Source organism: Crenalkalicoccus roseus, from assembly GCF_004761865.1.
Taxonomy (GTDB): Bacteria; Pseudomonadota; Alphaproteobacteria; order Acetobacterales; family Acetobacteraceae; genus Crenalkalicoccus; species Crenalkalicoccus roseus.
In genome coordinates, this window is sequence record NZ_SJDM01000020.1 from 1,743 (window position 1) to 14,018 (window position 12,276).

Consider the following 12,276-nt stretch of genomic DNA (forward strand, 5'->3'; position numbering starts at 1 on the left):
CCCCTGGCCGAAGCCTATCTTGCGATCGGCGAGCCGTCCTCACCCGCCGGGCGGTCGGCGCCCGTCCCAGGCCCCGCAGGACCGGAGGCGTATGCGCCGGCGACTCGCCCGCGTCGCGCTCACGTCACCCGATGCGCGCGGCCCTCAGCCGGAGGGCGTTCCCGACCACGCTGACCGAGGACAGCGCCATCGCGGCGGCGGCGATCACCGGCGAGAGCAGGATGCCGAGGAACGGGTAGAGCACCCCCGCCGCGATCGGCACGCCCGCGGCGTTGTAGGCGAAGGCGAAGAACAGGTTCTGGCGGATGTTGCGCATCACCGCGCGCGACAGCCGCCGCGCCCGCACGATGCCCATCAGGTCGCCGCCGAGCAGCGTCACGCCCGCGCTCTCGATCGCCACGTCGGTGCCGGTGCCCATGGCGATGCCGATCTCGGCCGCCGCCAGCGCCGGCGCGTCGTTCACGCCGTCGCCCGCCATCGCGACGTGNGCCCATCAGGTCGCCGCCGAGCAACGTCACGCCCGCGCTCTCGATCGCCACGTCGGTGCCGGTGCCCATGGCGATGCCGATCTCGGCCGCCGCCAGCGCCGGCGCGTCGTTCACGCCGTCGCCCGCCATCGCGACGTGCCGGCCCTCGGCCTCCAGCCGCTCGACGACCTTCTGCTTGTCCTCGGGCAGCACCTCGGCGATCACCTCATCGATGCCAAGCCTCTTCGCCACCGCCTCCGCCGTGGTCCGGTTGTCGCCGGTCAGCATCACGACGTGCACGCCTTCGGCCTGCAGCGCCCGGACGGCCTCGGGGGTGGTCTCCTTCACCGGGTCGGCGACGGCGACGATCCCCGCCGGGCGGCCGTCCACCGCGACGAAGAAGGCGGTCGCGCCGTCGCCGCGCAGCCGCTCCGCCTCGGCCGAGACCGCGGCCACGTCCACCCCCAGCTCCTCCATCAGCCGGACGTTGCCGATGGCGACGCGGCGACCTTCCACCGCGCCGGTGACGCCGCGGCCGGTCGGGGCGTCGAATTCCTCCACCGGGGCGAGGGCCAGGCCGCGCGCCTCCGCCGCGCGCACCACCGCCTCGGCCAGCGGGTGCTGGCTCGGGCGCTCCAGGCTGGCGGCGAGGCGGAGCAACTCCGCTTCCGCGAAGCCCGCGGCGGGGACGACGGCGACCACCTCGGGCCGGCCGCGGGTCAGCGTGCCGGTCTTGTCCACGACCAGGGTGTCGATGCGCTCCAGCCGCTCCAGCGCCTCGGCATTCCTGATCAGCACCCCGGCCTGCGCGCCGCGCCCGACGCCGACCATGATCGACATCGGCGTCGCCAGGCCGAGCGCGCAGGGGCAGGCGATGATCAGCACCGTCACCGCCGCGACGATGGCATAGGCCGCCCGTGGCTCCGGCCCCCAGAGGGACCAGGCAAGGGCGGCGAGAAGGGCGATCGCCACCACCGCCGGCACGAACCAGGCGGAGACCTCGTCGGCTAGGCGCTGGATCGGCGCCCGGCTCCGTTGCGCCTGTGCGACCATGCGCACGATCTGCGCCAGCACCGTGTCCTGGCCGACGCGGTCGGCGCGCATCACGAAGGCCCCCTGCTGGTTCAGCGTGCCGCCGATCACCCGTGCGCCGGGGGCCTTGGCGACCGGCACCGGCTCGCCGGTGATCATGCTCTCGTCCACATTGCTGCGGCCCTCCAGCACCTCGCCGTCCAGCGGCACCTTGTCGCCGGGGCGCACCCGCAGCCGGTCACCCACCTGCACCGCCGCCAGCGGCACCTCCTCCTCCGTGCCGTCCGGCCGGATCCGCCGCGCCATCGCCGGGGCCAAGTCGAGCAGGGCGCGGATCGCGCCGCCGGTGCGCTCGCGCGCGCGCAGCTCCAGCACCTGGCCGAGCAGGACCAGCACGACGATCACCGCCGCGGCCTCGAAATACACCGCGACCGACCCGTCCGTGCCGCGGAAGGCCGGCGGGAAGATCCCGGGCGTCACCGTCGCCGCCACGCTGAAGATCCAGGCGGCGCCGGTGCCGAGCGCGATCAGGGTGAACATGTTGAGGCTGCGGTTCACGACCGATTGCCAGCCGCGCACGAAGAAGGGCCAGCCAGCCCAGAGCACGACCGGCGTGGCGAGCAGGAGTTGCAGCCAGTTGCCGACGGCCGGTCCGCCGACCAGATGGATCATGCCGGTGAGGTGCCCGCCCATCTCCAGGACGACGACCGGCAAGGTGAGCACAAGCCCGATCCAGAAGCGGCGCGTGAAATCCACCAGCTCCGGATTCGGGCCGGCTTCGGCGGAGGGCGTCTCCGGCTCCAGCGCCATGCCGCAGATCGGGCAGCTCCCCGGCCCGATCTGGCGGATCTGCGGGTGCATCGGGCAGGTGTAGATGGTGCCCACGGCGACCGGCTCGGCGCGCAGCGTGGGCTTCGGATGGACGTATTTCGCCGGGTCGGCGATGAACTTCGTCCGGCAGCCGGCCGAGCAGAAGTGGTAGGCGGTCCCGGCGTGGTCGGCGTGGTGCGGCGTCGTCGCCGGGTCCACCGTCATGCCGCAGACCGGGTCCTTCACCGTCGCGCCGGTTTTGGCCTGGCCGGTGGAGGCGTCGCCGTGACGTTCGTGACGTTCGTTCATGGCCAGCCTCCGAGGGGCTCGTCAGCGCGCCGGCGCCAGACGGCGCGCGGCAAGGAGAGAAAGGATCGGCAGCACAAGCCGTTGAAGCACGGGAGCGAGCCCTGCCCCCAGCGGCAGCATGCGCGGCATCGCGGCGGTGCCGCAATGATCCATGACGACCATGGCTCAGAGCTTGTCAAGCAATCGAACCTGCGCAGGAAGGCCGCTTGAGATCGCCGAGCCTTCCGCCGCCCTGCCCGGGGCCGGGGGCATTCCTTCACGACGGCTCAACCCCGAGGTTCCTTTTCGGCCGCTGCACCCGAGCCGCCGCCATGGTCATGGTGCCCGCGGTGCATGAGGAGGTGCATCAGCGGACAGGCGAGGATCAGCAGATAGGGCAGCGCGCCGAGCATGTGGCCCCAGTGCTCCCGCAGGACATAGAACGCGCCGACCAGGGCGAAGCCGATGGCGGCGATTCCGACGCGTGTCCGCCACCAGGATGGCACACCGGCGCCCTCCGGGCGGGCGGGGTGGGTCCCTGCCATCTCACTGCATTCCCATCCTCATGCCCCGCTGCATGCCGCGGAGGTGTTCGGCCATCAGTTCGTCGGCGCTGCGCCGCTGCTCCTCCGACAGGGCCGCGTAGAGCGGCGTCGCGGCTGCCGCGACCGCGCGCATCGCTTCCAGATGGGCGGCGAGAAGGGCGATGCGGCGCTCCATCTGCTGCGGCGCCGGGCCGGGCTCGGCGGCGCCGCTCATCGCCTGCTGCGTGGCCTGGCGAAGCCTTTCGGCCTGGGCACGGACGGCATCGGCAAAGGCGTTCCACGGCTGCGCCTGGGCGTCGGTGATCCGCAGTTCGGCGCGGAAATAGGCGAGCTGCCCCTCGATCCGGCGGAAGGGCTGCATCGCTGCCGCGGCCATCCGGCCCTGCATCATCTGCTGCATCATGGGCTGCATCATGCGTCCCATGTCGCCGCCCATCATCCCGCCTCCCGGCCCCATCATGCCAGGCGCTGGCGTGCCCCGCTGCGCGGCTGGCGGCGCGGGCTGCGGCGCGCCAGCGGGCGCCTCGGGATGGTGGGAATGTGGCACGGCACCTGCCGGGGCCGGCGCCTGCGCGAACGCGGTTCCGGCGAGTCCGACCGCAAATATCCCGACCGCCGTGAACATGCTGAGCTTCCTCATGACCTTCTCCTTTTGGTTGTCAGGCAGGCTGGTCGCCAACAAATCGCATGAGGGCTGGTGGCTGCCATCGGCGCGCCAGGCGATGACGTCGTAGGTGTCGGGCGGCTGGCCCGGGACTTCCATGCCGGGCGAGCCGATCGGCATCGCCGGCACCGCGAGGCCGACGACGCCGGCGGGCCGCGCCGCGAGCAGGCGGCGGATCGCCAGCGCCGGCACATGGCCCTCGAGGCCCATGCCCTCGACCCGGCCCGCATGGCAGGAGAGCAGATCCGCCGGCGTTCCCAGCATCCGCCGGAACGGCGCGACCGAGGGCACCACGCGGTCCTCGACCGCGAAGCCCTCGGCGCGGAGATGCTCGACCCAGGCCAGGCAGCAGCCGCAATGGGGATCGCGCCACGCCTCGGCCCGCGTGCGGCGCTGGCCCAGCGCGGGCGGCACCGGCAGCGCGGCCGCGACGATCAGCACCGCCCTGCGGGAGGTCATGGCTGGCGCCTCCTCAGCTCGGGACCCGGTGGCCGAAATCGACCGGATGGACCGACACCAGCTCGGCCGCGGCGTAGAAGGCCAGCGCGATCACGACCATCTCGATCCGGATCGAGCCCGCCAGGCGCGCCCCCGCACCGGCCTCGCCGCGCGCCAATGCCGGCGTGTGGCGCAGCCGGTTCCACGAGGCGAGGCCGAGCGCCGCCAGCACCGCCAGCACCTTCCAGCCGAGCGCCCAGCCGTGCCAGGCCTCGAGGATGCGGTCGAGCCGGACCGTCAGGTACCAGGTCAGCAGCAGGCCGGTGACGATCATCGCGGCGACGGCGATGGTGGCGGCGCGGCTCCAGTCGCGGATCAGCGCCGCGGCGGCAGCGCCGTCGCGCCGCCGCGCGATCCACAGCAGCGGCGGCAGGGAGCCGACCCAGAACGCCACCACCGCGAGATGCAGCACCACGAGCACCGCGATCTCCTGCCGCGGGCGATACAGCATGGAATGGCCCATCGCCGCGTAGGATCCGATGACCAGCGCGGCACCGACCGCCGCTACGGCCGGCCCGGCCCGCCACGGCATGGCCGCCGCCGCCAGCAGCACGAGGCCGCCGGCCCGCAGCCAGAAGGCGTCGCCGATGCGCGAGCGCATCACCGCCGCCCAGACATCCGCGTCGGTCACGCCCGCGCCCGCCGTCAGCACCAGCACGCGCAGCGCCAGCGCCAGCACCGAGAACACCAGGCCGGCGAGGATCGCGCCGAGAAGGGTGCGGCGCAGCCGCGCGGCCTCCTCCGCATCGAGCCGATGGCCGAAGCCGATGGCGAACAGCGCCAGGCCCGCGGCGCCGAGGGTCGCGGCGTAGTAGAGCGCCCGCAGGACCACGGTCAGGCCGTCGAGCAGGGACGGATTCGGCTGAAGATATTCGAGGATCATGGCCGGCGCGGCTCCACGCGGAAGGGGATGACGCCGCCGACCGGGTGGCCGTCGGCGGAGATGATGCGCCACTCGGCGCGGTAGTCGCCGGGCGCCAGCGGCGGCAGGTCGATCGTCTCGCTGGTCGCCTCGCGGATGGTCCGGCGGGGCAGCGCGATCTCGTCGCCGCCGACGCGGTGCAGGCGCAGCGCGGTGAGCCGCACCCGTTCGGTGAAGTGCAGTTCGATCCGTTCCGGGGAACGGTCGAGCACGGCACCGGCGGCGGGGACCGAGCGGCGCAGTTCGGAATGCGCCGCGGCGGGCGGGGCCGCGGTGGCGAGCGGGACGAGCAGCAGGAGGGCGCGGCGTCTCACCGGGCGGGCAGACGCCCGAGGATCGCCCGCATCTGGGCGATCTCGCGCTCCTGGTCGCGGATGATGGATTCCGCCAGCAGCCTCACCTCCGGATCGCGGCCGTGCTCCAGCACGATCCGCGCCATGTCGATGGCGCCCTGGTGATGCGGGATCATGCCCGCGGCGAAGTCGCGGTCGGCGTTGCCGGAAAAGGTGATCGCCATGTCGCGGTGCATTTTCTCGTTGGCGGCGATGAAGGCGCGCGTGGCGGGGGTTGCGTTCGCCGGCACGGGCGTCGCGCCATGCGCTGCGGAACCATGGCCCGGCATCATCGGCATCCCATGCCCGGGACCGTGCTGCGGCTGGGCCTGGGCCAGCACGAAGGCCCCGGCGCCCGCCAGGGCGATGACGGCGGTTGTGGCGAGAAACGTGCGGCGCATGGGGTCGTCTCCGGAGCTTCGATGCCATTACCATGCGACCGCGGGCGCTGCGAATCCTCTCTGCGGCATGACAAAATATGTCACCGCGGGACGGCGTTCAGCCGGCCTGCCGCGGGAGAAGCAGCCTGGCCAGCAGCCCACCTTCGCGGGACTCGCGAAGCTCCAGGCTGCCGTTGCTGGCTTGCGCGAACCGCTGCGCGATGGCCAACCCCAGCCCGACCCCCGAGCCGCTGCGCGCCGGGTCGAGCTGGACGAAGGGCGCCATCGCCCGGGCACGGTCGGCCTCGGCAATCCCGGCGCCGGAATCCGACACCTCGACAGCGAGCATCGGCCCCTCCTCGCGGATGCGCAGGCGCACCGGGGGCCGGCCATGGCGCAGGGCGTTGTCCACCAGGTTCGAGAGCGCGCGCTTGGCGGCGATCCGGCGCAGCGGCAGGACCACGCGCCCCGGCCCCTCATAAGCCACGTCATGCCCCTGGTCGGCGGCGTCGGACGCCAGCGTCTGCAGGATCGCCGCCAGGTCGGCCGGACGGACGGGTTCCGCGTCGCGGCCCTCGCGGATGTAGTCGAGGGTGCGCGCGATCATCGATTCCATCTCGACAATGTCAGCCTCCATCCGCGCGCGATCCTCGCCCTCCGGCAGGAAGCCCACGCGCAGCTGCAACCGGGAGAGCGGCGTGCGCAGGTCGTGGCTCACCGCCGCCAGGGCTTCCGTCCGATCCTCCAGCAGCCGCCCGATGCGGTCCTGCATGGCGTTGAAGGCCGCCGCCGCGTGGCGCACCTCCTCCGGCCCTTCCATCGGCACGGGCCGGGGGCTCGGGTCGCGGCCGATCAGGTCCGCCGCGGTGGCCAGGCGCCGCAGCGGCCCGGTGATCCAGCGCACCACCAGGATCGAGACCAGCGCGATCCCGAGCGCCATCGCCACCATGGACGAGATCGCGCCGTGGTCGAGCGGCCCCCTGCCGACGGTGACCCATGGCGCCGAGAAGACGATCCAGCCACCCTCGGCCGGCACCGCGCCCAGCACGCGGTGCCCGGGCTCCGCCTTCGGATCCCAGCTGAGGCGCGCATCGGGGCCGAGCCGCGCCGCCGCTTCCGCCAAGGCATCGGGCGGTGCCCTCGCCGGCAGCGGGGCCACGCGATCCCAATGGATCTCGATGCCCGGGCGTGAGATGGCGTGTGCCGCCGCGTCGCGCGCCGCCTCGGGCAGCGGCGCGACCGCCAGGCGCGCCGCCGCGAGCTGGTCCGCCATCCGCTCCAGCCTCGCTCCCTGCTCGGAGCCGCGCAGCGCGCGCTCATGCACCCACATGCTGCCGATATGCAGCAGCATCAGCCCGCCCAGCAGCAGCAGCGTGATGCGCCCGGCCAGGCTGGCGGGCCAAAGGGACCTCATGCGCGCGTCACATCCGCCACCAGCACGTAGCCCGCGCCGCGCACGGTCTTGATGAGCGAGGGGCTGTCGTCGTCCGGCTCGATCTTCCGGCGCAGGCGGCTGACCTGCACGTCCACCGTCCGGTCGAAGGGATCGGTGCCGACGCGCCGCTTCGCGACCTCGAGAAGCTGGTCCCGCGACAGGATCCGCTGCGGATGCTCCAGGAAGGCCATCAGCAGGTCGTATTCGGCGCCCGAGAGATCGACCGCGACGCCTTCCGGCGAAGTGAGTTCCCGCCGCGCCGTGTCCAGCACCCAGCCCGCGAAGGCCAGCCGCCGCGATCGCGGATCGGGCTGCGCATCCGCGGGCGCGGCGCGGCGCAGAAGCGCGCGGACGCGCGCGACCAGCTCGCGCGGGGCGAAGGGCTTCGCCACATAGTCGTCGGCGCCAAGCTCGAGGCCGAGCACGCGGTCCATCTCCTCCCCCCGCGCGGTCAGCATGAGCACCGGCACGCGCGAACGCTCCCTGAGACGCCGCAGGAGGTCGAGGCCGGAGGCGCCCGGCAGCATCACGTCGAGCAGGATCAGGTCCGGTTGGCCGGCCGGGCTGTCGAGAATATCCCACATCTCGCGCCCGTCGCGTGCGGCGGAGACGCGGAAGGTCGCCTCCCGCAGCAGGCGCGCGACGAGGTTGCGCATCTCGCCATCATCCTCAACGATGAGGATATGCGCCTCGGGGTCGAGCAGGCGGCGTTCCGCGGTGTCGCTCATCTGGGTGCGTCGATGGGCGCATAGCGCGCCTGGATGCGGGGCTGCCCGGCGGCGGGGACGAGTTGCACGACGACGCGCAGGCTGGGATCGGCGCGGAAATCGCCGCTGGCGACCAGCGCCGCACCATCCGGCCGCGGCGCGAAGGTCAAGGTCTGCTGGCGGCCGCCGGCGAGCACGATGGCTGTCGCGGCGGCGCCATTCGCCGCGAGCGGCCGGTCATTCGCATCGTACAGGAAGAAGGTCAGCCGCCCATCCTGCGCCAGCAGCTCGCCGTGGTAGCCGCCGATATCCTGCATCTGCCCGCCATTCGGGCCGCGCGACGGGCCATGCGCCAGCGCCACGGACGGCAGGCTCAGCAGTGCGGCGGCGATCAGGCTGCGTTTGGTCGGCATCGAACTCTCCTGGGTTCAGAATGTCTCAGGCGCGAGCGCCCCGCCAGCGCGGCGTTCCGCGGCTTCGGCGCGCAGGCGTTCCAGTGCCGGGCGGCCGAAACGGTGGAACAGGATCGGCGTCACCAGCGTGTCGAGCAACGTGGCGCTGACCAGGCCGCCCAGGATGGTGATGGCGACCGGGTGCAGGATCTCCTTGCTCCAGCCGTCACGCCGCCGCAACTCGATCATTGTACGGTCAACCACCGTCAGCCGACGTCTCTGAACTGCCATCGCACCACCGTAGCCCTTCCAGGAAATCAGTGGTGTTCGCTACGGATGTTGAATCCGCCCGGGTTCCAACGAACCGCCGCATAATCCGGGTTAGCCCGGATTATGCGGCGGTTCGTCGCAAGGCGACTGAAAGGCCGGCAGGGGTTGGACTGGAGAGTTCGTTGCAAAAAACTCCACGAAACCCTCCATTTGCGTATTCTCCAGGAAAATCAAAATCTTGGGCCATCCGGTCCCGTTCTCATGAATAATGCGGGCTAGTGCGCCTTCGCGTGACGAAGGACGGACGATCCCGCCCATGGCATTCGCCATGAGCCGGTTCCGCATCTTCGAAATCAGGCACCGACAGACCGGGGCGGCATCGAGACGAGCAGAGCCGCAGCATAGAGAACGGCCAACGCGATGAATGCTTCGATGGTGATGGAGCGCGCAAGCCGTGGCCCCGCCCCCTGCTCCCCCGCCTCTAGGGCAGGGGTTAGGCGCCAGAGATGCCAAGCCGCAAGTGCCAGCATGCCCGATGTCAACGCCGCTTTGGCAAGCAGCACAACGCCATAGCGCGTCCCCAACAGGTTGGCGACGCTTCCGGCCAGCAGCCAAGCGAGGACGATACCCGCTGCGAGCATCAACGGAACGGCCCAGGCCGCGGCGCGCGACCAAGTGCGGATCAGCGCAATGTCGCGCCCCCCCCCGCGGCGTGCGGCCCAGGCGAGCGGCGGCAGGCTGCCGATCCAGAAGGCTCCGACAAGCAGATGCACAATCAGCAGCGCCGAGGGTAGGGGCCAGACGTCGGCCCCCGGCGTGTGCCCGAGCAGGGTGAAGCTGGCACAGGCCAGGAAGCCCCCGGCGAAGGCAACTCCGCGCACCGCGGCCATGGCAATCACAAGCCCGACCAGCCCCAGCCCGTAAGACATGCCGGCCGGCGATCCAAGGATTATTTCCCAGAGCTCGGCGTCAAGGATCGTGGAGCCGCCCGCGAGGTCCGAAACATTGGACGTGAGCAGGGCGACGGCTGCGGCCGACCCGAGCGCGAAGGCCAGCGCTCGCCAGCGGCGGAGCCGCGCCGTATCGCCGGCGGCCAAGTCCCGTGCGAAGAACGCAAAGAAGAACCCGAGGCCAGCGCCGCCGAGCACGGCGACATACCAGGTGGCGCGAAGCAGTTCGGCGATCGACACGGAGCCTGTTCCTGCAGCCGTCGGTCAGCGCCGGCTGGGATCAATCAGGAAGTTCACGGCGCCTCCGCCGACATGGCCATCGGCGGAAATGCCGCGGAACTCAATCCGGAAGGCTCCCGGCGGGAGCGGCGACGCCAAAGTGGCCTGCGCTTCGGTGACGAATGCGGTGCGCGAGCCCTGGCGTTGCAAGGATTGTTCTCGTCCCGCGAAGTCGAGTATGCGGAGCGAAGTGATTTGCATTGGTGCCGTGAAGCGCAGCGAAATGCGCTCTGGCGAACTCGCCAATACAGCTCCATCGGCAGGTGCTGACGCGATGACCTCCGAATGCGCGCGCGCATCAGGCGCAGACGCCAGGGTGGCCAGCATAAGGGCGCCGAAAAGCGCAACGAAAAACAGCTTCATTTTCGATCTCCAACAAGAAGACGCGCCCCGGCCAGCTGGCCGGAGCGCCGCCGATCAATGGTGGCCCTGGTGCGGCCCGCGCCGTACAGTCCCCGTGTTGTCGCCGGCCCGGTCAGCTGCCGCGCCAGCACCGAGTCCGTGGGCGTGGTGGCCGGCGTGCGGATTGCCGCCGAGCTGCGTCGCGCTTGCAGGAGTTGGAGCCGCGTGCGCCCCGTGACCGCCGGGACCGTGCTGCATGCCTTCCATGCCGTGGACCATGGAAGGCGGCACCTCGATCAGGTCGGGGTTCCCGGGATAGGCCGCGATGATCCGACGCAGGAGGGCGATCTCCTGCATCTGGTCCGTCTGGATGTAAACGTTCATCCACCCGAGAAAGCCGTTCCGTGCACCGGAATTCGCCAGGTAGTCCCGCGCCATGTCCACTGCACCCTGGTGATGGATGATCATCGCCTTGGCGAAGCGCACATCCGTCTCCGAGACCGGCCCGATCGCATGGGTCAGCCCGGACGGAATCGGGGTCTTGAGGAACCGCTCGGCCTGCGCCATGCCGACGGTCGCGACCGGCTGCAGCGTCAGCCCGAACATCCGGACAGGTGGCGCGTCGAGATTTCGGGCGATCTCGTCCAGCACCCCGATCTCGAAGGTCTGATTCGCGACGATCGCACGCGAGAGCGCCTGAAGGAGCGGCGACGACCGGCCCGGATCGCGCAGGTATTCAGCACTCATCGTCAGGGCGCCCACGTGATGCGGACGCATGGCCGTTACATACTCTCGGTCGATCCGTTGGGCGGATTCCGATCGAAGGGCGAACCATGTGCTGGTCCCCACACCGGAACCGGGCTCGTATTGCTCGCCGATGGCGGCTCTTGCCGGATTGGCGAACAGGGCGGAGCTGGCAGCCACTAAAGCGGAGGCGAGGCCGAGCATGAGCACGCGGCGGTTTCGAACGGTCACGGGCATCTCCATGTCCTGGAGGGTGGCGGGGCAGGAAGCACCCCGTGGGACACGTATGCCCGCCTATTTTTGACATAGGACAACCGCTTCATGACAAATGATTGCAGAGCGGCCTGGCCTGCGGTGCGGTGATCCGCCGCGCGGCTAACCCGTATTTCTCACACGCTGCTGGGGTGAGGGCCTGATCGTTCGTCGGTGCTGCGGCTTTTCGGCATGTTGGGTTGGGCTGCTTGTTTTGGCGTTTGCGGCCTGATTTTGGTCAAGCATCTGGATCACCGCGGGTTGGCGGCGTTGTCGGGAGGGATTTGGGCTTGCGCTGTCTGGGTCGTCAGCGGGCGAGCGCCGCGTAGGCGTCGCGGTATTGGTTCTGGTATGGCCAAGCCGAACTCATCGCCACCTTCACCCGCCGCACGCTGATGCGCACCAGCGCGCCGATCTTGAGCAGCCGGAGGCGGATGGTGCCGCAGGTGGCGCGCGCGAGATCGGTCTTGGCCAGCCGGTCGGCTACTGGCTGCACCGCGTCCATCCCGGCGCGTCCTGGGTGCTGCCGGGCGGCGCCACCTGGTTGAGCAGCCAGCGGGTCCCCGCACGCGACGTGCTGCACATCTATCGCAAGCGCCGGCCGGGCCAGCTGCGCGACGTCTCCTGGCTCGCGCCGNGACTACGAGGCCGCCCTGCTGATGAAGGCCAAGATCGAGGCCTGCCTGGCGGCGGTCGTCTCCGAGGATGCCCGGGGGCTCGCCCCCGGGCACGGGCAGTCGCGCTGGACTGGAGAATTTTCAGCCAGCACTTCCGGGGAGAATTCACGCAGCAGCTACAACAGGTCTGCTCGGAAAACCCCAGAAAACCTGCCACTCAGCGCGACGGCCGGTCTCGCGGAGAGCACGGCTCGTATGGGAACTGGCGGACCCGCACGCGCTGGATGCCGATGGTCGCCGCGCCGAAAGGCGCAGAGAAGGTTGGAATCCAGTTCCCACCGCTACGCCAC

At 71.0% G+C, this 12,276-nt stretch carries 13 protein-coding genes and 3 pseudogenes; 1 reads left to right on the top strand and 15 read right to left on the bottom strand.

Going from position 1 to position 12,276, the window contains the following annotated elements; translation table 11 throughout:
* Positions 1–124 precede the first annotated feature (124 nt).
* The 15 genes and pseudogenes from ET526_RS22705 to ET526_RS13395 form a co-directional block, all read right to left on the bottom strand.
* Positions 125–487 (bottom strand): annotated as a pseudogene (locus ET526_RS22705) (haloacid dehalogenase); the annotation flags it as partial.
* A 19-nt stretch (positions 488–506) separates the two neighbouring features.
* Positions 507–2,618, bottom strand: a pseudogene (locus tag ET526_RS13325) (heavy metal translocating P-type ATPase); the annotation flags it as partial.
* 266 nt (positions 2,619–2,884) lie between these two features.
* A complete protein-coding gene (locus tag ET526_RS13330) occupies positions 2,885–3,142 on the bottom strand; it encodes a DUF2933 domain-containing protein (protein ID WP_135468201.1) in 258 nt (85 codons plus the stop codon).
* 1 nt (position 3,143) lies between these two features.
* Positions 3,144–4,097 (bottom strand): DUF411 domain-containing protein, encoded by a 954-nt coding sequence (locus tag ET526_RS13335; RefSeq protein ID WP_240048389.1) that lies wholly within the window; start codon positions 4,095–4,097, stop codon positions 3,144–3,146.
* 181 nt (positions 4,098–4,278) lie between these two features.
* Positions 4,279–5,187 (bottom strand): CopD family protein, encoded by a 909-nt coding sequence (locus ET526_RS13345; protein ID WP_135468203.1) that lies wholly within the window; start codon positions 5,185–5,187, stop codon positions 4,279–4,281.
* A complete protein-coding gene (locus ET526_RS13350) occupies positions 5,184–5,540 on the bottom strand; it encodes a copper resistance CopC family protein (protein ID WP_158295577.1) in 357 nt (118 codons plus the stop codon). Before ET526_RS13350 ends, ET526_RS13345 begins: the two co-directional genes overlap by 4 nt.
* Entirely contained in the window at positions 5,537–5,959 is a 423-nt protein-coding gene (gene copM / locus ET526_RS13355; protein ID WP_240048390.1) for a CopM family metallochaperone, read from the bottom strand. Before copM ends, ET526_RS13350 begins: the two co-directional genes overlap by 4 nt.
* A 97-nt stretch (positions 5,960–6,056) precedes the next feature.
* A complete protein-coding gene (locus tag ET526_RS13360; protein WP_135468204.1) occupies positions 6,057–7,352 on the bottom strand; it encodes an ATP-binding protein in 1,296 nt (431 codons plus the stop codon).
* Positions 7,349–8,101 (bottom strand): response regulator, encoded by a 753-nt coding sequence (locus tag ET526_RS13365; protein WP_135468205.1) that lies wholly within the window; start codon positions 8,099–8,101, stop codon positions 7,349–7,351. The genes ET526_RS13360 and ET526_RS13365 overlap by 4 nt, the downstream gene beginning before the upstream one ends.
* Positions 8,098–8,493 carry an MBL fold metallo-hydrolase gene (locus tag ET526_RS13370; protein WP_135468206.1) on the bottom strand — a complete coding sequence of 132 codons (396 nt, stop codon included), beginning with the start codon at positions 8,491–8,493 and terminating at the stop codon, positions 8,098–8,100. Before ET526_RS13370 ends, ET526_RS13365 begins: the two co-directional genes overlap by 4 nt.
* A gap of 15 nt (positions 8,494–8,508) precedes the next feature.
* Positions 8,509–8,721, bottom strand: coding sequence for a hypothetical protein (locus tag ET526_RS13375; RefSeq protein WP_204623631.1), 213 nt, complete (start codon positions 8,719–8,721; stop codon positions 8,509–8,511).
* A gap of 374 nt (positions 8,722–9,095) precedes the next feature.
* On the bottom strand, positions 9,096–9,932 hold the full coding sequence (locus tag ET526_RS13380; RefSeq protein ID WP_135468207.1) for a copper resistance D family protein: 837 nt from the start codon (positions 9,930–9,932) through the stop codon (positions 9,096–9,098).
* 24 nt (positions 9,933–9,956) lie between these two features.
* Positions 9,957–10,334, bottom strand: coding sequence for a copper resistance CopC family protein (locus tag ET526_RS13385; RefSeq protein WP_135468208.1), 378 nt, complete (start codon positions 10,332–10,334; stop codon positions 9,957–9,959).
* Positions 10,335–10,388: 54 nt separating this feature from the next.
* Positions 10,389–11,294, bottom strand: a complete 906-nt coding sequence (locus tag ET526_RS13390; RefSeq protein ID WP_158295578.1) for a DUF305 domain-containing protein — start codon at positions 11,292–11,294, stop codon at positions 10,389–10,391.
* 322 nt (positions 11,295–11,616) lie between these two features.
* A pseudogene (locus tag ET526_RS13395) lies at positions 11,617–11,784 on the bottom strand (transposase); the annotation flags it as partial.
* 45 nt (positions 11,785–11,829) lie between these two features.
* On the opposite strand from ET526_RS13395, the gene ET526_RS22070 reads away from it, so the two are divergent.
* The coding region (locus tag ET526_RS22070) for a phage portal protein (protein WP_240048394.1) at positions 11,830–12,276 on the top strand (447 nt) is incomplete at its 3' end.

Bases quoted from the DNA above. Each gene is read 5' to 3' on its own strand.
- ET526_RS13330 (WP_135468201.1), bottom strand. From the start codon at position 3,142: ATGGCAGGGACCCACCCCGCCCGCCCGGAGGGCGCCGGTGTGCCATCC.
- ET526_RS13345 (WP_135468203.1), bottom strand. From the start codon at position 5,187: ATGATCCTCGAATATCTTCAGCCGAATCCGTCCCTGCTCGACGGCCTG.
- copM (WP_240048390.1), bottom strand. From the start codon at position 5,959: ATGCGCCGCACGTTTCTCGCCACAACCGCCGTCATCGCCCTGGCGGGC.
- ET526_RS13360 (WP_135468204.1), bottom strand. From the start codon at position 7,352: ATGAGGTCCCTTTGGCCCGCCAGCCTGGCCGGGCGCATCACGCTGCTG.
- ET526_RS13365 (WP_135468205.1), bottom strand. From the start codon at position 8,101: ATGAGCGACACCGCGGAACGCCGCCTGCTCGACCCCGAGGCGCATATC.
- ET526_RS13370 (WP_135468206.1), bottom strand. From the start codon at position 8,493: ATGCCGACCAAACGCAGCCTGATCGCCGCCGCACTGCTGAGCCTGCCG.
- ET526_RS13375 (WP_204623631.1), bottom strand. From the start codon at position 8,721: ATGATCGAGTTGCGGCGGCGTGACGGCTGGAGCAAGGAGATCCTGCAC.
- ET526_RS13385 (WP_135468208.1), bottom strand. From the start codon at position 10,334: ATGAAGCTGTTTTTCGTTGCGCTTTTCGGCGCCCTTATGCTGGCCACC.
- ET526_RS13390 (WP_158295578.1), bottom strand. From the start codon at position 11,294: ATGCCCGTGACCGTTCGAAACCGCCGCGTGCTCATGCTCGGCCTCGCC.